The sequence below is a fragment of the Tenacibaculum sp. 190130A14a genome, assembly GCF_964048965.1.
Lineage (GTDB): Bacteria > Bacteroidota > Bacteroidia > Flavobacteriales > Flavobacteriaceae > Polaribacter > Polaribacter polynesiense.
The window spans coordinates 2,928,042-2,947,596 of record NZ_OZ040189.1; the positions used below are offsets into that span (position 1 = coordinate 2,928,042).

General features: G+C 31.9%; 20 protein-coding genes. 5 read left to right on the forward strand and 15 right to left on the reverse strand.

Annotated features, from left to right (window positions below; translation table 11 throughout):
* Positions 1 to 9 precede the first annotated feature (9 nt).
* From ABNT22_RS13585 to ABNT22_RS13600, 4 genes are read left to right on the forward strand one after another with little or no spacing between them, the layout of a single operon-like run.
* Positions 10 to 693, forward strand: coding sequence for a TetR/AcrR family transcriptional regulator (locus ABNT22_RS13585; RefSeq protein WP_348718724.1), 684 nt, complete (start codon positions 10 to 12; stop codon positions 691 to 693).
* Positions 680 to 2,341, forward strand: coding sequence for a peptidase domain-containing ABC transporter (locus ABNT22_RS13590; RefSeq protein WP_348718725.1), 1,662 nt, complete (start codon positions 680 to 682; stop codon positions 2,339 to 2,341). Before ABNT22_RS13585 ends, ABNT22_RS13590 begins: the two co-directional genes overlap by 14 nt.
* 12 nt (positions 2,342 to 2,353) lie before the next feature.
* Positions 2,354 to 3,712, forward strand: coding sequence for an HlyD family secretion protein (locus ABNT22_RS13595; protein WP_348718726.1), 1,359 nt, complete (start codon positions 2,354 to 2,356; stop codon positions 3,710 to 3,712).
* Complete coding sequence (locus ABNT22_RS13600) at positions 3,712 to 5,112, forward strand: TolC family protein (protein ID WP_348718727.1); 1,401 nt, start codon at positions 3,712 to 3,714, stop codon at positions 5,110 to 5,112. Before ABNT22_RS13595 ends, ABNT22_RS13600 begins: the two co-directional genes overlap by 1 nt.
* Here ABNT22_RS13600 and ABNT22_RS13605 read toward each other — a convergent pair.
* The 13 genes from ABNT22_RS13605 to kynU all read right to left on the reverse strand — a co-directional run bounded on the left by ABNT22_RS13605 (position 5,107) and on the right by kynU (position 15,702).
* Entirely contained in the window at positions 5,107 to 6,213 is a 1,107-nt protein-coding gene (locus tag ABNT22_RS13605; RefSeq protein WP_348718729.1) for a hypothetical protein, read from the reverse strand. The two genes, ABNT22_RS13600 and ABNT22_RS13605, sit on opposite strands and share 6 nt — an antisense overlap.
* Positions 6,214 to 7,296, reverse strand: coding sequence for an amidohydrolase family protein (locus tag ABNT22_RS13610; protein WP_348718730.1), 1,083 nt, complete (start codon positions 7,294 to 7,296; stop codon positions 6,214 to 6,216).
* 1 nt (position 7,297) lies between these two features.
* Positions 7,298 to 7,663, reverse strand: a complete 366-nt coding sequence (locus ABNT22_RS13615) for a PaaI family thioesterase (RefSeq protein ID WP_348718731.1) — start codon at positions 7,661 to 7,663, stop codon at positions 7,298 to 7,300.
* A 41-nt stretch (positions 7,664 to 7,704) separates the two neighbouring features.
* Complete coding sequence (locus tag ABNT22_RS13620; protein WP_348718732.1) at positions 7,705 to 8,235, reverse strand: 3-hydroxyanthranilate 3,4-dioxygenase; 531 nt, start codon at positions 8,233 to 8,235, stop codon at positions 7,705 to 7,707.
* A gap of 13 nt (positions 8,236 to 8,248) precedes the next feature.
* Positions 8,249 to 9,025: an SDR family oxidoreductase gene (locus ABNT22_RS13625; RefSeq protein ID WP_348718734.1), complete on the reverse strand. Its 777-nt coding sequence runs from the start codon at positions 9,023 to 9,025 to the stop codon at positions 8,249 to 8,251.
* Positions 9,025 to 9,537 (reverse strand): hypothetical protein, encoded by a 513-nt coding sequence (locus ABNT22_RS13630; protein WP_348718735.1) that lies wholly within the window; start codon positions 9,535 to 9,537, stop codon positions 9,025 to 9,027. Before ABNT22_RS13630 ends, ABNT22_RS13625 begins: the two co-directional genes overlap by 1 nt.
* A gap of 4 nt (positions 9,538 to 9,541) precedes the next feature.
* Positions 9,542 to 10,987, reverse strand: a complete 1,446-nt coding sequence (locus tag ABNT22_RS13635) for an aldehyde dehydrogenase (RefSeq protein ID WP_348718736.1) — start codon at positions 10,985 to 10,987, stop codon at positions 9,542 to 9,544.
* Between the two features lies 1 nt (position 10,988).
* Positions 10,989 to 11,681 carry a phytanoyl-CoA dioxygenase family protein gene (locus tag ABNT22_RS13640; protein WP_348718738.1) on the reverse strand — a complete coding sequence of 231 codons (693 nt, stop codon included), beginning with the start codon at positions 11,679 to 11,681 and terminating at the stop codon, positions 10,989 to 10,991.
* Between the two features lie 9 nt (positions 11,682 to 11,690).
* A complete protein-coding gene (locus ABNT22_RS13645; protein ID WP_348718739.1) occupies positions 11,691 to 12,104 on the reverse strand; it encodes a RidA family protein in 414 nt (137 codons plus the stop codon).
* A gap of 91 nt (positions 12,105 to 12,195) precedes the next feature.
* A complete protein-coding gene (locus tag ABNT22_RS13650) occupies positions 12,196 to 12,720 on the reverse strand; it encodes a DUF1697 domain-containing protein (protein WP_348718740.1) in 525 nt (174 codons plus the stop codon).
* The gene (locus ABNT22_RS13655) at positions 12,720 to 14,132 is read right to left on the reverse strand and encodes an NAD(P)/FAD-dependent oxidoreductase (RefSeq protein ID WP_348718742.1); all 1,413 of its coding nucleotides are present in this window, start codon (positions 14,130 to 14,132) and stop codon (positions 12,720 to 12,722) included. Before ABNT22_RS13655 ends, ABNT22_RS13650 begins: the two co-directional genes overlap by 1 nt.
* Positions 14,133 to 14,138: 6 nt before the next feature.
* Positions 14,139 to 14,441, reverse strand: a complete 303-nt coding sequence (locus ABNT22_RS13660) for a hypothetical protein (RefSeq protein ID WP_348718743.1) — start codon at positions 14,439 to 14,441, stop codon at positions 14,139 to 14,141.
* A gap of 1 nt (position 14,442) precedes the next feature.
* Positions 14,443 to 15,702 carry a kynureninase gene (kynU, locus tag ABNT22_RS13665; protein WP_348718744.1) on the reverse strand — a complete coding sequence of 420 codons (1,260 nt, stop codon included), beginning with the start codon at positions 15,700 to 15,702 and terminating at the stop codon, positions 14,443 to 14,445.
* Positions 15,703 to 15,854: 152 nt separating this feature from the next.
* Between kynU and ABNT22_RS13670 the strand changes: the two genes are divergently transcribed.
* A complete protein-coding gene (locus ABNT22_RS13670; protein ID WP_348718745.1) occupies positions 15,855 to 16,631 on the forward strand; it encodes an IclR family transcriptional regulator in 777 nt (258 codons plus the stop codon).
* 38 nt (positions 16,632 to 16,669) lie between these two features.
* Here ABNT22_RS13670 and serA read toward each other — a convergent pair whose 3' ends face one another.
* Positions 16,670 to 18,562 (reverse strand): phosphoglycerate dehydrogenase, encoded by a 1,893-nt coding sequence (gene serA / locus ABNT22_RS13675; protein WP_348718747.1) that lies wholly within the window; start codon positions 18,560 to 18,562, stop codon positions 16,670 to 16,672.
* 132 nt (positions 18,563 to 18,694) lie between these two features.
* Positions 18,695 to 19,492 carry a hypothetical protein gene (locus tag ABNT22_RS13680; protein ID WP_348718748.1) on the reverse strand — a complete coding sequence of 266 codons (798 nt, stop codon included), beginning with the start codon at positions 19,490 to 19,492 and terminating at the stop codon, positions 18,695 to 18,697.
* Positions 19,493 to 19,555 lie beyond the last annotated feature (63 nt).

A 19,555-nucleotide genomic window follows, 5' to 3' on the forward strand; every position in this document is an offset into this window, starting at 1 on the left:
TAATTATTTATGAAAAATCTACTTTCAAACTTAAAAATAGAAATTCCAACTGGAATTTACATTAAGGATCCTGAAACCTCTGATTTGGGAAAACGAATCATAGAAAACAGTATTATACTTATAGAAGAGGTAGGCTTTGAAAAGTTCAATTTCAAAAAATTAGGTCTAAAAATTGGCTCTAATGAAAGTTCTATTTACAGGTATTTTGAAAGTAAACACAAACTATTAATTTACTTAACTTCATGGTATTGGGGATGGATTCAGTATCAATTAGTCATTGAAACCTACAGCATTCAAGACCCTAAGGAGAAACTTAGTAAAGCTATTGAAGTTGTAACAAAAACAACCAAGCAGGATAGTAATTTCTCTCATATTAATGAAATTCTGTTGAACCGAATTGTTATTGATGAAAATTCAAAATCCTACTCCACTAAAGAGGTAGATACCGAAAATAAAGAAGGTTTTTTTAGACTGTATAAAGAAGTTGTTAGGCGCTTAGCTGATATTATCATTCAATACGCTTCAACTTACAAACATCCATTAACATTAGCCAGCACCATTATTGAAGGTGCACTTCATCAACAGTTTATTCGACAACACTTTAAAACACTAACAAATTGTGATGATAATATCACTCCAACATCATTTTTTATCGATTTAACACTAAACACTTTAGCTAATGAGCGAAAATAAAATTCTTACCCCTTGGAAACGTTTTGTTGGTTTATTAAATCTTGAGAAAAAAGATACTTTTCAAATTGGTTATTATGCAATTTTTGAAGGTATTGTAGCGCTTTCGCTTCCTCTTGGAATACAAGCTATTATTAACTTGTTACAAGCAGCACAAGTATCTGCATCTTGGATCGTTCTTGTTGTACTTGTAACAGGTGGTGTTGCTTTTAGTGGTGTGTTAAAGCTAATGCAAATTCGAATAATAGAAACCATTCAGCAACGCATATTTACCAGAGCTTCAATTGAGTTAAGTTATCGTTTTCCTAAAATAAAAATGAAAGAATTAGAAAATTACTATCCTCCTGAATTGGCTAATAGATTCTTTGATACATTAACTATTCAAAAAGGGCTTTCTAAAGTTTTAATTGACGTTCCATCGGCATTTTTACAAATTATTTTTGCATTAATATTACTTTCGTTCTATCATCCATTTTTTATTGTATTTGGTATTCTCTTACTCCTATTAATTTATGTAGTATTTAAGTTTACTGCAGAAAAAGGGCTAGAGACAAGTTTGAAAGAATCTAAAAACAAATACAAAGTTGCTCACTGGTTACAGGAAATAGCACGTACAATTATAAGTTTTAAGTTATCAGGTAAAACAACATTGGCTCTTCAAAAGAGTGATGATCTTGTAAATGACTACATACAATCTAGAGAAAGCCACTTTAAAGTATTACTCACACAATACATTCAAATGATCAGTTTTAAGGTTATTGTTACCGCTGGATTGCTTTTAATTGGTGGGTTCCTTGTATTAAATCAGCAAATGAATATCGGGCAATTTGTTGCTGCTGAAATCATTATTCTATTGGTTATTACTTCTGTTGAAAAACTTATTTTAGGACTGGAGTCTTTTTATGACGTACTTACTTCTATTGAAAAATTAGGACAAGTAGTTGATAAACCTATCGAATCACAAAAAGGAACTAAACTTGAAGATTTAGATGCTTTAGAAATTGAAATTCAAAATGCTAGTTATTCTTCTACAAATAAAGAAACCCCCATTCTTAATGATATTTCCTTTAAGATTAATTCAAAGGATCGGATTTTAGTTCAAGGGAAAAGTAGCTCTGGAAAATCAAGTTTGTTACAACTTATTGCTGGAGTTATAGAACCCACTTCGGGGAATATTTTCGTTAATAATCTATCATTAAAAAGTTTACTATTAAATGACTATAGATCAAACTTAGGATTATCTCTTTCAGAAGAGACTCCCTTTGAAGGTACCATACGTGAAAATATTACTTTCGGAGACCCAACAATTACAGATAAAGAAATATATGAATTGTTTGACGCTATTGGATTGTCTTATTTTCTAAAACATCAACCTAATGGACTGGACACTTTCATTCAACCAGAAGGGAAATTAATTGGTTATACCATTGCCAAGAAAATCATTCTCGCAAGAGCCATGATTATTAAACCAAAACTATTAATTCTTGAAGACCCTCTAGATCAATTAGAAAAAGAAGAAGCTCAGAAAATCATCGATTATATAACAGATCCTTCTAAACCATGGGGATTAATTATAGTAAGTAGTAACGACGCTTGGAAAAAGAAATGTAATAAGCAAATAACACTAGTAAAAGGAGTTATTGTAAATTAAAAAGACCTTTATATGTTAAACATATCTAAGAATAGTATCTCACATTATGTAGATATCACTAAATTTAAATCTGGTAAAGAAATATTCACTAAAGAACATCATAAGCTCTTTAGAAAGTTTTTACTTGGCTTTTTAGTTGCCCTTATCATTATTTTATTTTTACCTTGGACTCAAAATGTGTCTAGTACTGGTAGAGTAACTACTTTAAAACCGAATCAACGTCCACAAACACTACAATCTCAAATACCTGGTAGAATTGAACAATGGTTCGTTCAGGAAGGAACTTTTGTAAAAAAGGGAGATACTATTTTAAGAATCTCAGAAGTAAAAAGTGATTATTTTGATAGTAAACTGACTGAAAGAACTGGACAACAATTAAATTCTAAAACACTGTCTGTTAAAGCATATAACAATAAAGTAAATGCTCTCAAAAAACAGATTGGTGCATTAAAAAACGAACGTATCTTAAAGCTTGAACAAGCTAAAAACAAACTTCAACAGTCTTACTTAAAAGTAAAAACTGATAGCATCGATCTTGAAGCTGTTAAGATTAAGCAGCAAATTGCCAAAACACAATTTGATCGAACGGTTATGTTAGAAAAAGAAGGGCTAAAAGCAGTAAAAGATGTAGAAGAGAAACGAGCGAAACTACAGGAACAATCTGCCAAATTAGTTTCTCAAGAAAACAAACTTTTAAATGCTCGAAACAATGTTTTAAATGCTCAAATTGCCATCAATAGTATTCAGGCATCTTATACTGACAAAATATCGAAAGCTGAGAGCAATCTATATACTGCAGAATCAAATGCTTTAGATGCTGAAGTTCAAGTATCAAAACTAGAAACAAGTTTATCTAACTACAGTAAAAGAAGTTCTTTACTATATGTTACGGCTCCACAAGATGGGTACATTAACAAAGCAATTAAAACAGGTATTGGAGAAACCTTTAAAGAAGGTGAAGCTTTAGTAAAGATAATGCCTGCTAATTATGATTTAGCAGTAGAAATGTTTATTGAACCTATTGATTTACCTTTAATACACATTGATGAAGAAGTACGTGTACAATTTGATGGATGGCCAGCAATTGTTTTTAGTGGATGGCCAAATGCTTCTTATGGAACTTATAGTGCTAAAGTGGTAGCTATTGAAAACTTTATCAGTGATAATGGTAAGTACCGTGTATTAATTGTTCCTAATAACCCAGACCAACCATGGCCTACTGCCATAAGAGTAGGTTCGGGAGCTAAGACCATTGCCTTATTAGAAAATGTTCCTATTTGGTTTGAACTATGGAGGCAAATTAACAGCTTCCCTCCTAACTTTTATCAACCAAAAAAAAATAATAACGTAGAAGCAAAGAAGAAGAAATAATGAAGTTAACGCATTTACTTATTACTATATTATTAATTGGATTTAGCGCAAACTCTCAAAATACGATGCTCGACAAACTGAGCTTAGAAGAGTATTTGGGATATGTAAAAAAGTACCATCCTGTTATAAAGCAAGCCAATTTAATAACTAGCACAAATGAAGCCAAGTTATTAAAAGCTCGTGGGGCTTTTGATCCTAAAATAGAGGTAGACTTTGAAAAGAAAGAATTTAAAAACACCGCATACTTTGAAAAGTTAAACTCAGTATTTAAAATTCCAACTTGGTATGGTATTGAACTAAAAGGGAGTTACGAAAATAATTCAGGACAATTTCTAAACCCTGAATTAAATACTCCTGAGAATGGTTTGTACAATATTGGTGTTTCTGTATCATTGGCCAAAAATTTGTTTATAAATAAAAGAATGGCAACCTTAAAACAAGCCAAATTATATTTAAAGCAAGGAAAGCTCGAACAACAATTATTAGTTAATGAAATTCTTTTTGAAGCAATTGAAGCGTATTTAAACTGGACAAAATACCATCAAAGCTTGGAAGCTTATAAACGCTTTAGTAACAATGCTCAATTTAGATTAAACAATGTAGTAAAAAGTTATAAAGCAGGAGACAAACCTGCTATTGATACTTTAGAAGCTAGTATTAATTTAAATAGTAGAAAATTAGATTTAGAAAAATCTAGAATTAACTATTTAAAATCGACACTAGCACTATCTAATTACTTATGGATTGGCGATAATACTCCTTTAGTTTTAAAAGAGAACATTGCTCCAGTATCGGATACATTTGTTCAAATTAGAAGTTTATTAAACAGTTCAATTTCAAGTACAACAACTCCGATTGAAAACCATCCGAAATTGCAATTATTAGAATTGAAGAAGCAAAACCTACAAATAGAAAAGAGGTTAAAAATCAATAATCTATTACCCAAGGTAGATTTTCAATACAACTTACTTAGTTCAAACGTTGATAATTTCGATTCTTTTAAAGCTGCAAATTATAAAAAATCATTGCAAGTTAGTATTCCGTTATTCTTACGAAAATCTAGAGGTGATCTACAGTTAGCTAAAGTAAAATTACAAGATATCGATTTCGAAATAGCTTCAACAAAAACTATTCTTTTAAATAAAATAAAAGCAACGGAACAAGAAATCACATCTCTAGAAACTCAAAACAACTTACTAAAGGGATTAGTGAAAGACTATGACAAAATAGTAAAAAGTGAAGAACGAAAATTTTCTTTAGGTGAAAGCTCGGTATTTTTAATCAATTATAGAGAGGTAAAGCTTATTGAAACACAATTAAAAGAAATTGAAAACAATTACAAATTTGCCAAGACACAAAGTAAATTTTTCAAACTTTTAGGAAGACTAAATACGTTATAGTTCTCTCTCAAATTCAGCTAGTAAGGCTTTATCAAAAGAAATATACTCAGGTAATATTCGTAAACGATATTTACTTTCTCCTATAAACGTAATTAAATCTTTTCTTTCTAATTTGTTATCGTCTTCTAAAGAAAGTATTGAATTAATATTATCTATAATTCTCGTTAAATAGGTTTGACTTTTAATCTCTCCTCCTGAGTTCACTATTATAGATTGTTTTTCGGCCTCTAGGTATTTTCTTTTGTAAGCAAAATTCAATAAGTTTCTGTATTGTGTTGTCTTTGAACCAAAATCAATCTTCTCATTTATTATACCTTTTGACGGGATACTTAACTGAATTAAAGACCAATCTAAAAAACTTATTTTCATTTCATTTGGTTTAGGCATACTTGCTAACTGTATCACCCAACTTGTTGCTAAAACTAAGAATATTGACACTAGAGAAGTCTTTGCTATAATACGTATTAGTTGATTGACAAAATCGTTGTCTAAGCCTACAAAAACATCAGATAATTGAGAAACAAATAATAAAGTTATTGCTATGATTGAAATAAACGCTACTAATTTTAAATCTCTATACATGAAAGTCCTGTAAAAAGAAACTCCCATTAAAAAACATAAAAAAGTGGTTAACAACACATCTGGTATTGACACTATTTTAACTCCTGAAATTACTTTATTTCCTAAAATTGAAGACAACACTAATGTAAGAGCAGCAACAGCTACAATAATAACAGCAATAATCTTAGCATTCTTTTCATTTCTGTAAATAAATTTTGGTGCATCATACACATAATATAGCGCTAAGAGCCAAAATAAATTATTAATTGTAGAAAGTATATTTACTCCTATTTGATTAAATAAGGTATCTTGAAATGAAAAATAATTAATCATAAAAGCCCAAGCTCCCGAAACTACCCAAACCAGCATTCCAAAACTAAAATACAACAATCCTCTATCTACTCTTTTTATAGCGTTTCCTTCTTCTAATACAGCTCTAAAACGCTTTCGAATATTATAATAGATAGCCAACAGTAACACAGCTCCAATTAGTGAAATACATATATGTGATAAGTTATGGAACTGTGTTACTTCTGTCATTTATTGTAAAATTTTATTTACTAAGTTTTGTTTTGCTTTTTCATCATCTCCATACAACCACTGTAAAACATTATCTTCCCACATCTCATCTTTCTGTTGCTCATTGATAATGTTTCTATCAATTGCTAAATCTAATATTTTTCCCGGATATGAAGACTGTTTATCACTCTCCATTTCTCCTAAAGGATAAGGATCATCTAATCCTATTAGCACTTGTTTCGCTCCTTGATTTTTAATTAACAAATCTAAAGACCCTGTATCATGCACTAATGTATCAAAGAATATGTTTTTATGCCCTACTGCTTTTCTCGGATGCTCTTTTCCTTCAAACAAATCAGGTCTACCATCGAATCCTTGTATACGACGTCCTAAATTCATTTGAGCTAATTGTCCCCCATGCGCAAAACAAATTCGCATGTTTGGATACTTTTCATAATAACCATTTAAGGTTAAGAAATGATATGCATCTGCACATTGTGCAAGCATCCATATCAAATGAAAACGCCAAGATGTGTTTTGGAGCTTGATAAACTTCTCTCCATCATATGGATGAATTTCAACTGCTAGGTTATACTTATTAGCTAATTCAAAGATAGGTTCATTTTCTTCATCAAAAATACAACGCCAAGTACCAATAGTATCCATATAATGCGTTGGTAAACATAATAAGCGCATCCCCAGCACCTCAACACAACGTTCTATTTCCCATAATGCTCCTCTTACAAAACCAGGGTGCACCACAAATCCACAAGTAAATTTATTCGGATTATCGTGTTGCACTTTTGCATTAAAATCATTTTGAAAACGTAAAGCTTGCTTCATTTCTTCTAAGCGCAATCCATTTCCATAAAGTTGCGAAAGATTTAAAACTACCGCATGATCAATTTTAAAATGTTCCATCCAAGCCAACTTTTCTTCTAAAAAGAAACTTGAATCTGTTACTGGTCTACTCCAATCTTTTTGAAGCATATACTTCCTGTCTTTATCTACCCAAAAGATTCCTTTATCTTTCATGTATTGCGGAATTTCCTCTGGATAAGGTAGCAAGTGCGAATGCCCGTTTATTCTAAGTTTTCGTTTCATTTTAGTTAGTTTGTTTTAAGGAAATCATTGTTCCTTGCATGGTTGTATATAAAATCTCTTCTTTTTCATCGGTAACTTTTGCTTCACAAAACGCCAATGTTCTTCCGCTTTTAACTACACGTCCAGTAGCAATAATAACATCTGCTTTAGCTGGACGTAATAAGTTTGTTTTAAACTCAACAGACAACACATCAGAACCTTCTTCCATTGTTGTGAGTGCTGCATATCCACATGCTACATCCATGATACTGGTAAGCACTCCTGCATGAAAAAAACCATGTTGTTGTGTTAATCCATCATTCTTTTCACATCGTATTTTGAGCAATCCTTCTTCTATATGAATGATCTCAGCTCCTAAGGTTTTCATAAAACCCTGTTTTAAAAAACTTTCTTTTGCTGCTTCAATCATTATTTTACTTTATTCGGAGCTTCCATTACTGTACCACAATTAGCACAAGTACATTTTGCTCTATCCGAGTAATACTTATCGAAAATAATAGGCATATCTGTTTCAATATTGTCTAAAGCAAACTCTTCTCTATATAATGGTGTACCACAATTTTCACAATACCACTCTAATGCATCCATCATCCCCTCAGATCTTGGGTACTCTATTACTAGACCTACAGTATTTGCTTTTCGTTGAGGAGAATGTGGAACTTTTCCTGGCAATAAATAAATATCTCCTTCTTTAATTTCAACATCTACCATTTCTCCTTTATCATCAATAATCTTTAACACCATATCACCTTCTACCTGATAGAAAAACTCCGGTGTTTCGTTATAATGATAATCTTTACGATTGTTAGGTCCTCCAACTACCATAACTATATACTCACCATCTTTCCATACTTGTTTATTTCCCACAGGTGGTTTAAGTAAATGACGATGTTCATCTATCCACTTTTTAAAATTCAAAGGTTGTACTAGCTTGCTCATGATTGTTTAGATTTTATAATGATTTCGTTCTTCCTCCGTCTACGGGAACATTAATTCCGTTAATAAAACTTGCTTTTTCACTTGCTAAAAACACTATTGCATTCGCAATTTCTTCTGGTTGTGCAAAGCGTTTTGCTGGCGAGGCATTTTTCATTGCTTCAGCAACTTCCTCTACAGACTTTCCTGTTTTATTAGCTTTGTTATTGATAATTTCATTCAATCGTTCTGTTCCCGTTGCTCCGGGTAATACATTGTTTACCGTAATGCTATATTGTCCCAGTTCATTAGCCAAGGTTTTTGACCAATTTGCAACAGCTCCACGAATGGTATTTGAAACTCCTAATCCATCTAAAGGCTGTTTTACCGAAGTAGATATTACGTTGATTACTCTACCATACCCTTCTTCTTTCATAAATGGCACTAAAGCTTGTACCAATACATGGTTGCATTTTAAATGTTGTGTAAAGGCTCTTTCAAACTCGTCTAATTGTGCGTTAAATACAGGTCCTCCTGCTGGTCCTCCAGTATTATTTACTAAAACATGAAAGTTTACATCAGACGTTTCTATTTTCTCTTTTAACTCTAATGGGTTAGAGAAGTCAGCAACGATATAACCATGGTGTTGATTGTTATTAGGCAATTCTGCTAAAACAGCTTTCAACTTTTCTTCATTACGAGCTATCAATGTTACATTAGCTCCTTCTTCTGCTAACTGAATAGCAGTTGCTTTTCCTATTCCTTGTGTACTTCCGCAAACTAATGCGTTTTTATGTTGTAATCCTAAATTCATTATTTTATGTGAAAACTGTTTAATACTTGATTCCCAATTTCTATAAAACCATCATATGTATTCGGCAACGTTGTTAATGTTAATACATATGCTTTTTCATCTTTTAAAAAATAGTATTGTTTAAACTGAAGCAAATTCTCTCCAATTTTACCTTGCCAAACCGTTTGTTGATAATCCAACTCTTTTCCTTTTATCAATTTACTCTCAATCAACTTACCTTCTGGAACCATTGTTTTAATTTGTACTTCAGAAAGCTTGGTATAAGATGTTAAAGTGAATCCCTGATTCTTAAGATCTTGAACCAGTAAATTTACATTTTCTTGGAACGTGTCATTTTCATCCAATTCTGAAAACAAAATAAAAGTAGAATTCATTTGTCCAGAAGTATCTAAACGCCACGTTTTTGGATAACTTATCTCAACTCCATTTTTATCATACTTCAACCACCCTTCCTCTTGGCCAAAAACAACTGAAGTTATTATTAAAAAAAGAGAGCTAATTATTTTTCTCATTATTTTATTCATATTTAATACATATATTCTTTGGTTCTGTAAAAAAGCGTAATGCTTCAAAACCTCCTTCTCTACCTACTCCACTATCCTTTTGTCCACCAAACGGAGTTCTTAAATCTCGCAACAACCAAGTATTTACCCAAACAATTCCTACGTGTAATTGTTTACTTAATCTCATGGTTCTATTCAAATTATTCGTCCATAAAGTTGATGACAATCCGTATTTTACATCATTTGCCATTGCTAATGCTTCTTCCTCTGTTTTAAAAGACATAATAGTAACTACCGGTCCAAATATTTCTTCTTGGTTAAGTTTACAATCATTACTTTCTACTTCAATAATTGTTGGTTGTAAATAATATCCTTCTTCATAATTATCAACTGTAACTCTATTACCTCCAAACAATACCTTTCCTCCTTCTTCTTCGGCGATTTCTATATAGGATTGTACTTTTTCTAAATGTGGTTTCGAAACCAACGCTCCTACATTAGTATCTTCATCAAAAGGATTTCCGACTTTTAATTCTGAAACTTTCAGAACAAAATCTTTTTTAAATTGCTCATAGATACTTTCTTCAACAAAAATCCTACTTCCGCATAAACAAATTTGTCCTTGATTAGCAAATGAAGAACGTACCGTAGTAGTTAACATTTTATCGTAATCACAATCTGCAAAAATGATATTCGGATTCTTACCTCCTAATTCTAAAGAGAGCTTTTTAAACATTGGAGCCGCTACGCGAGCTATATGAGCTCCTGTTGTAGTTCCTCCTGTAAATGATATAGCTTTTATATTTGGATGTTCAACAATTGCTTGACCTGTTGTTCCTCCTAACCCATGTACTATGTTTAATACTCCCTTAGGAAGCCCTGCTTCATTACATATTTCTCCTAGCAAATATGCTGTCATCGGAGTTACTTCACTTGGTTTTGCAACTACACAATTCCCTGCTGCAATGGCTGGTGCTATTTTCCAAGTAAACAAATACAATGGTAAATTCCAAGGAGAGATACAACCTACAACTCCAATTGGCTGACGTAATGTAAAATTCATCGCATCTAAGCCTACGCTTTCATGGGCCTCTGAAGAAAATTGCGTTATGGCATTTGCAAAAAACTGAAAATTTGACGATGCTCTTGGGATGTCAATAGCCGTTGCTAAACTCAATGGTTTTCCATTGTCTTTTGCCTCTGCTTCTGCCAATTCAGGTAATTTATTTTGAATGAGCTGTGCTATTTTAGCCATAATCTTACTTCTTTCTTCAAGAGAAGTATTTGACCAAGCTGGAAAAGCGTCTTTTGCTGCTTGATACGCTAACGCTACGTCCTCTTTTGAAGAGTTAGGTATTTCCCCGTATACTTCTCCAATAGACGGATTATAATTATCTATATAATTGCCATTAATAGGACTAACAAACGCTCCGTTTATATAATTTTTAATGTTTTGCATTTTAACTAACCATCTTTTTTTCGAGCCATCCCATTGGAATTTCTTGGTTACAAAATTCTAAATGAATGACTCTTCTATCATATGCTGAAACCGACTTTGAAGAAGCATGCAACAATAAAGGGTTCATTAACATCACTCCTCCTTTTTCAACAACACATAACTCTTCATTTCCTAAAGAGCTTTTATCAAAGCTCTCATCTACTCTAATAATTCCTTTTGAATGTGTTTTAGGGATAACACTTAAAGCACCATTTGTTTCATCAGTTTTATCTAAATGAATTCTAAATGTAATTGTTTTATCTAAAATCTCAGTTGGTGGAATTACTCCGAGTTGACCATTCTTTTTAGTCCAATTTGTATATCCATCCTCCTTAAACTTTCTTGATACACTTACACTCAAATCTTGATGCATACTCACAAACCAATTAGATTTACTTGGTTTGTTAAAGAAAATTGCTTTGGATAAGAAATATTCTTTATCACAAATCGAATTGTATAACTTCTTGAACTTCTCATTACTAAAAATCACGTCCATTATTTCAGGTTTTTTGGTAACGAGTTGCCTTATTGCATACTCCTTTTCTGAAGTTTCAATCAACAACAATAATCGTTGAATTTCTTTATTACTAAAAATACATTCAGTAATTGAGAACCCTTGATTTGTTAATGCTTTTTTATGTTGATTGAAACTCATCCTTGTGTATTAAGATTTAGGCTTATAAGCCACTACTTTTATTTCAATTAACAAATGAGGGTGTGGTAGTTGATGTACTGCTACAGTTGTTCTTGTAGGGCCATTATAATCAAAATATTCAGCATATACTTTATTATAACCTCCAAAATCATTCATATTTACTAAAAACGAGGTTACATCAACAATATCAGATAAATCTGCTCCTACTTCTTGTAAGATATCTCTAATATTTTCTATTACAGCCTTTGTTTGTTTTTTAATATCCAAGTTGGTTGTTCCAAATTCATCTACCTCTACTCCTTCAAAAGAATTATCAGGTCTACGAGAACTTGTTCCAGACACATAGATAAAGTCTCCTACTTGTTTTACATGCGGAAATTTCCCTCTTGGTATTGCTTTTCCTTTAATTACTTTACTGTCCATAATATTATTTTAACGTCATTGGTAAACTTGTAAAAGTTGAAGCAATCTTTTAAAAGATTACTTCGTCGCTTCTCTCCTTGTAATGACGATTTTAATTTTTCGTTGCCAATTCTAACAACTTTATTGTTGTTTTATAATTTCTTGTTGTAGCTATTACACCTAGCTTCTTTTCAATAACATTGTTCGTTAGTTTTGTTTTTCCAAATCCAGAAGAGCAATACAAATAGACCATATCATCTTCTATTTTATATTTATCATCATTGATTCCTTTTACTTCTATTTCTTCTTTAGAAGGAACTTTGTTTAAAAATGAAAATGCTACTATTTTTTCATTTTCTATTGGAAAAGGATACTTATCAATCGTTTTTTTCCATTCTTCAGGTGTTCTTGCTAACACAGGAATATCAAATCCAAATTTCTCTTTGATACCTAAATGAACTTTATCACAAACTTTAACTTTTGATTCGTCTGTATCTAGAACAATGTTTCCACTCTGAATATAGGTTTGTACATTTTGAAAACCTAAAGTATTTAATACTTCTCTAAGTTCTGCCATGGGAATTTTATTCTTCCCCGACACATTAATGCCTCTAAGTAAAACAATATACCTATTCATTATTTGAGTCCTGCTACTTTATCTTCCTCTAAAATCTCAATGGTTTCTTCTTGTACTTTCTTTAACACCACCTTTAACTCTTCTTTTGTCATATCTAAAGAAGTTGTTACTTCCTTATCTGCAATAAGATTTAATAGTGCCTTATCTTGGGCTCTTCCTTTTTTCATTGCATTCGCATATGGAATTTCTTCATTAAAGGTAACCATCGAATATTTAGAAAAATATTCTGATGGAAAGTTACTTTCTAAATCCATTTCAATCTTTCGTTTTTGTTTGAACAAAGGATTTGCTACATGATCTCGCATTTCATAATAGTTATCAATTGCTAAATCAGCAATGGCATCGGTATCTTCTTTTCTTGCATTTTGATATACTGAAAACACCTTTTCCCAATCTCCTTCATACTCCTCTAAAATAGCATCAAAAACAGTAACATCCTCAAAAGAAGCGTTCATCCCTTGTCCATAAAATGGTACTATGGCATGTGCTGCATCTCCCATTAACATTGTTTTGTTTTGATACATCCAAGGAGAACATTTTACGGTTCCCAGTGCTCCTGTTGGATTATTAAAAAACTCATCTTTTATATTAGGAATCAATGCCAAAGCATCTGGAAACTCATTTTCAAAGAAACTTGAAATCTTTTCTTCCGAAGTTAAGTTATTAAAGTTATACTCGCCTTCATCATAACTTAAGAATAGTGTTACCGTAAAACTTCCATCTAAATTTGGTAAGGCTATTAACATATATTGTCCACGTGGCCAAATATGTAAATGATCTTTGCTTATTTGATGATTCCCGAGTTTATCGGCTGGAATTTCTAATTCTTTGTACCCATGTGTTAAATAGTTTTGCGAATAACTAAATAAGAATTTTTTTTCTAAATAATAACTCTTGCGTAATACTGACCCTGCTCCATCTGTTCCAAAAACAACATCTGCATCTACAGAAAATTCTTCTTTGGTAATATAACTCTTAAAATGAACGATTGTATTCTCGATATCTACTGAAGTACATTTTGTATTGAAATGAATGGTTACATTTTTATGTTTTTCCGCTTCCGTAAGCAAAATTCCATTTAAGTCTCCTCTTGAGATTGAATTGATATATTCGTTTTCTCTTCCTGAATAATTAGAGGCAAAGGTATTTCCTTCTTTATCATGAATTAATCGCCCATACATAGGAATACAAATCTCTCTAGCCTTTTCCTCGACACCAGCCAATCTCAATGCTTTAAAACCTCTATCTGATAATGCTAAGTTTATTGAACGCCCTGCAGAAATATCGGTAGTTCTTAAATCAGGCCTACTTTCATACACAGAAACCTTATATCCTCTTTGTGCCAAACGAAGTGCTAATAAACTTCCACACAATCCCGCTCCTATAATTACAATATTATCTTTTTTGCTCATTCTCTTTTAATTCTTTTGACCTATAAATAAACTCAACATTAATATCACTGGAATAATAAATGTCAAATACTTAAATACCTTCTTTAATATTTCTGATTCTTTTACATTTATCATTCTGTCCATCATTTCAACCACTAATAAAACCAGATTACTTCCTATAAACCAATACACAACTTCTAAAACAACTATATCTTTCTTAAAAACTGTAATAAAAAAACTTAAAACCAATACTATAACTATTAATCCAAGCAACAGTAAGTTCATGTTTTTTCTTGTTTGATTCCAATAGTCAATTTTTCTTTTATTCATTTTACAATAATCCTTTTAAAATCTCTACCATTCTAAATACGTCTTCAAAACTATTGTACATTGGTACAGGTGCACAACGTATAACATCTGGCTCTCTCCAGTCGGTTATTACATTTTTTTCCGTGAGTTTATGATGTAAACTTTTATCAGCATTCTTCACTTGAATGGATAATTGACATCCCCTTTCTTTAGGATTACTAGGAGTTATTACCTTAATTCTATCGGTATCAATTTGGTTTACTAAAAACTCAAAATATCCAGTTAATCTCTCTGATTTTTCTCTTAAAGCTGCCATTCCAACCTTGTCAAATAAATCTAAGGATGAACGTATAGCTGCCATTGATAAAATTGGCGGATTACTCAGTTGCCATCCTTCTCCTCCCGCCATTACATCAAAAGGCTGACGCATGTTAAAACGGGTTTCTTTATTGTGATTCCACCATCCTGCAAATCGAGGTAATTCTTTATTATACGCATGTTTTTCGTGCACAAACAACCCTGCTAAACTACCTGGACCAGAGTTTAAATATTTATAAGTACACCAAGCGGCAAAATCTACTCCACTTTCATGTAATTCAGGAGAAATATTTCCAGCTCCATGCGCTAAATCAATCCCTACAAAACAGTCTTTAGCATGACCTATTTCTGCAATTCGTTTTAAATCTAGATATTGTCCGGTATAATAGTTTACACCACCAATTAGTAGTAACGCTATTTGATCTCCCTGTTCAGAGACGATTTGTTCCAAATCTTCTATTCTAAGTAATTCCTCCCCTTCTCTTGGCCTCCATTCTATCAATCCCTCTTCTGGATCAAATCCATGAAACTTTAGCTGTGATTGCACTGCATATCTATCTGAAGGAAAGGCATCTGATTCTATCACAATTTTAAACTTGGTTTTGGTTGGTTGGTAAAAAGAAACCATTAACAAATGAAGATTGGTTGTAAGTGTATTCATTATAACTACTTCCAATGGCTTTGCCCCAACAATTGTTGCCATTTTTTCTGTAAGAAATTCATGATATGGCATCCATGGATTCTTCGCTTCGAAATGCCCTTCAACTCCATACTTAGCCCAATCATCTAACTCTTGCTGAATGTATTGCTGTGTTTGTTTTGGCTGTAACCCTAAGGAGTTTCCTGTAAAGTATAACCAATCATTCCCTTCTTTATCTTTTGGTATATGAAACTGATCTCGTAAATAACTTAATTTATCTTCCTTATCTAATTGTTGTGCGTATTCTAATGTTGCTTTGTACATGCTGCTTTTTATTTCAAAAAACCTTTTCTAAAAGAACACTAAAGATACTCTATTTCCGATCAAAATAAAAAACCAAAGTGTTTCACATTATGAAACGGCGTTTTATAAATCTAAACATTTTTTTTATCTTGGTCAACACATTTTTTATTTTTATGAGCGACAATGACAAAAAAGTAAATCAATCTGTAGTAAAGGCTTTTGCTCTACTTGATGCTTTTACAAACGAAAAAACTACCTGGGGTGTACGTGAATTAGCTTTAAAAACAGGTTATAATAAAAGCACCACGTATCGTTTACTAAACACTTTAGCCGCTTTAAACATTGTTCATCAAAACGACAATGAAAAATATAGCTTAGGAAGTAAACTGTTCGAATTAGGAAATAGGGTAGCCATATACAAGGCTATTTCGAAATCAACGAATACGCCTATTAAAAATGTTGCTCTAGAAATTCAGGAAACTGTATTGTTAAGTATCTTAAAAGAAGACCAAGTATTTCACATCAATAAAGCTGATAGTTTACATGGGTTAAAAATAAATACTTCCATCGGTTCTTACCAACCTATTCATGCTACAGCATCTGGTAAACTACTACTCGCTTTTTCTAATAAAGAAACACAGCATGAAATTTTAAAAAGAATACAGCTCTATAAAGCTACTCAGCATACAATTACTAATTTAAAGAAATTTAAAGAAGAATTAAACAAAACATATACTCGAGGATACGCTCTCGATATTGAAGAATTTGAATTAGGATTAGTCAGTATTGCTATTCCTATTCGAAATAAAACAGGTAACATAATTGCAAGCATAAGTGCTTCTGGGCCTTTAAGTAGATTTAGGACTGAAAACATTCCTAATTACATTGGTATTCTCCAAAAAGGTGTTACCATTATGGAAAAAGAGTTTAAAGACTTTGACAGTTTATAAATAAAAAATCCCGCTCAACGCGGGATTTTTCTTATTTCTTAATATAGAACTCTAAACTTAATGGTACCATCCACATTCTTCAGTTTTGCAACTACATCTTGATCATATTCCTTATCAACATCTGTAATTACATACCCAACTTTTTCATCAGTAGATAAATACTGCCCCGTAATGTTCAACTCATACTTAGCAAGTACTTTATTAATCTTTGCCATTACTCCTGGTACATTCTTATGAATATGTAAGAAACGATGTGCATTATCATGTTTTGGTAATCTAATATTCGGGAAGTTTACAGCATCTACTGTATTTCCAGAGTTTATATACGCCATAATTTTACCAGGAACAAAATCGGCAATATCTTTTTGCGCTTCTTCTGTACTTCCTCCAACATGTGGTGTTAAAATTACATTATTCAATCCTTTTAACTTAGTAAAGAATTCTCCATTCTTTCTTGGTTCTTCCGGATATACATCTACTGCTGCTCCAGCAATCTTACCTGACTCTAAAGCACCTACTAACGCCTCAATATCCACTACAAATCCTCTAGATAAATTCACTAAATGTGCCCCATCTTTCATCTCTGCAATTTCCTCTTTTCCTATATAGTTTTTATTTGCTGCATTGTCATCAATATGCAATGTCACTACATCAGATAAATTTAAAAGTTCTTTTAAAGTATTTACTTTGGTAGCATTACCTAATGCCAACTTATCTTCAACATCATAATAATATACATCCATTCCTAAAGCTTCAGCTAAAACAGATAATTGTTTACCGATATTACCATACCCAACAATTCCTAATTTTTTACCACGTACTTCTTTAGAACCTTGTGCCGTTTTATTCCACTGTCCGTTATGTAATTCTGTACTTCGTTGAAAAACACTTCTCATTAACATAATGATTTCACCAATAGCCAATTCTACCACTGAACGTGTATTACTATACGGTGCATTGAATACAACAATTCCATTTTCTTTGGCTGCTTCTAAATCAATTTGTTTCGTTCCAATACAAAAGGCAGAAACCACCATTAATTTTTCAGCAGCTTCAATAACTCTTCTTGTTACTTGCGTTTTCGATCTAATCCCTAACACATGAACATCTTTCAATTTCTCTATCAATTCATCTTCAGATAAACTTCTAGAAACTGTTTCTACTGAAAATCCATCACCTGATAATTTTGTAAACGCATCAGGGTGTACATTCTCTAATAATAGAATTTTAATTCTATGCTTTGGAAATGATATGTTTCTTGGTAATTTATTCACGTATAAAAATTCGTCTAAATTTGGTGTTATATGATCAGCGCTCGCAATAGTTTTATCGCGTATTACATTTTCTGTATAAGCAAAAAATGTATCTGCAACTCCTGCTTCTTTAGTTACTGCATCACTGTATCCATCTCCAATAACCTGAATTTCTCCTTTTAAATCCAAATCTTTTAAACATTGGATTTTTCCATTATGAGTAGATAGTACATTCTCTCTATCAAAACCAACAATCATTTCATTTTCATCAAACTCAAAGGTATTTGCAAAAACTCTTTCTGATGGAATATTGTATTCTGCAACAATTGGGTCTATAAACTCTTTAAACCCAGCTGAAATTACATAAATATCTTCAGAAAACCTCTCAAAAAACTCTTTATTTCTTTCAATAGAAGGAGAAACCTTCTGTTTTAACTCATCGATTAAAATGGATAAGTCTGCTTTTTTAGCATTCAAAACTTGAATACGTTTTTCTAAAGATTCCGTAAAGGAAATTTCACCATCTATCCCTAAATTGGTAATATTGGTAATCCCTTCTAAGATTTCTTCTTTTTGCGGGTTGTTAGCTAAGGTAATCTCAGCCAATACATCTAAAGCTTCTACTTTTGTTAAAGTGCTATCAAAATCGAATACAAAGTTTCTTTTTTCAGTACTCATAATTACTGTGTTGTGTTGTGTTTTTTAAGCCCACTAAAGTACAAAGGATACGCAAAAAAAGTATCACAAAATGATAACATTTTCACACAAAGCCTATTTTTCTTATAAAAATTAAGTTAAATGCTTTTAAAACTATAAAAAAGAAAGAAAAACAAACCAGACGATAGGAATAGCTTCCACTATAAAAGAACTATAGTACTTAGGCTGGCTTTCATTTGCTTTTATTAACAATATAAAAAACAACAAGGATGTTAAGAGAAAGGTTTTTCTCAGTTGAAAACTGTTCGTAATAAAAAACTCCAACATCACACATAAAACAAGTAAAAGACCTCCAAACAACTTGGTATTATTCACTCCAATTTTTATGGGAATTGTTTGTAATGATAGTACATCATACTTCGCATCTCTAATGTCAAAAGGCAAAATTAGTGTGAAGACAAATAAAAATCTTTGAAAAAAAACGAGTAAACTTTTTTCTCCAAAGCAATCATAACCAACATCATGCAATGGCAACAAAACGGTTATTCCCGCCCATACAAATGCAACCACTATTACTTTAATATAACTTATACTTCGTAAATTTTTTTGAAACCCTCCTAAAAATGGAATCGCATATAAAAGCGTTAATAAAGCTAAAGGAGTTAAAAACAATACGGTTTGTATGGATAATTGAAGCGTGAAATAAATCAATACAAAAAAACAAATCAAGGAAAAAATTTGAATAATTTTTAAATGAGTTGTTAAACTATGATGATGCAATTTTGCGATACCTGCATACTTCACAAAGTTATACCCTGTTATGGTTCCAAAAAAAATGAACCAATCTAAAGGCTCGTTATAAGATAAATCAAAATAGCTCTCTGTTACCCTCACTAAACAATACACTGCCAAAGCCACGTGAATACTGGAATTAACATAAAAATCGAGCATATTTTTCAACCACTTCATGAAACAAAAATAAGAGATATGTTTATAACGTTTCCTTTTGGTTAA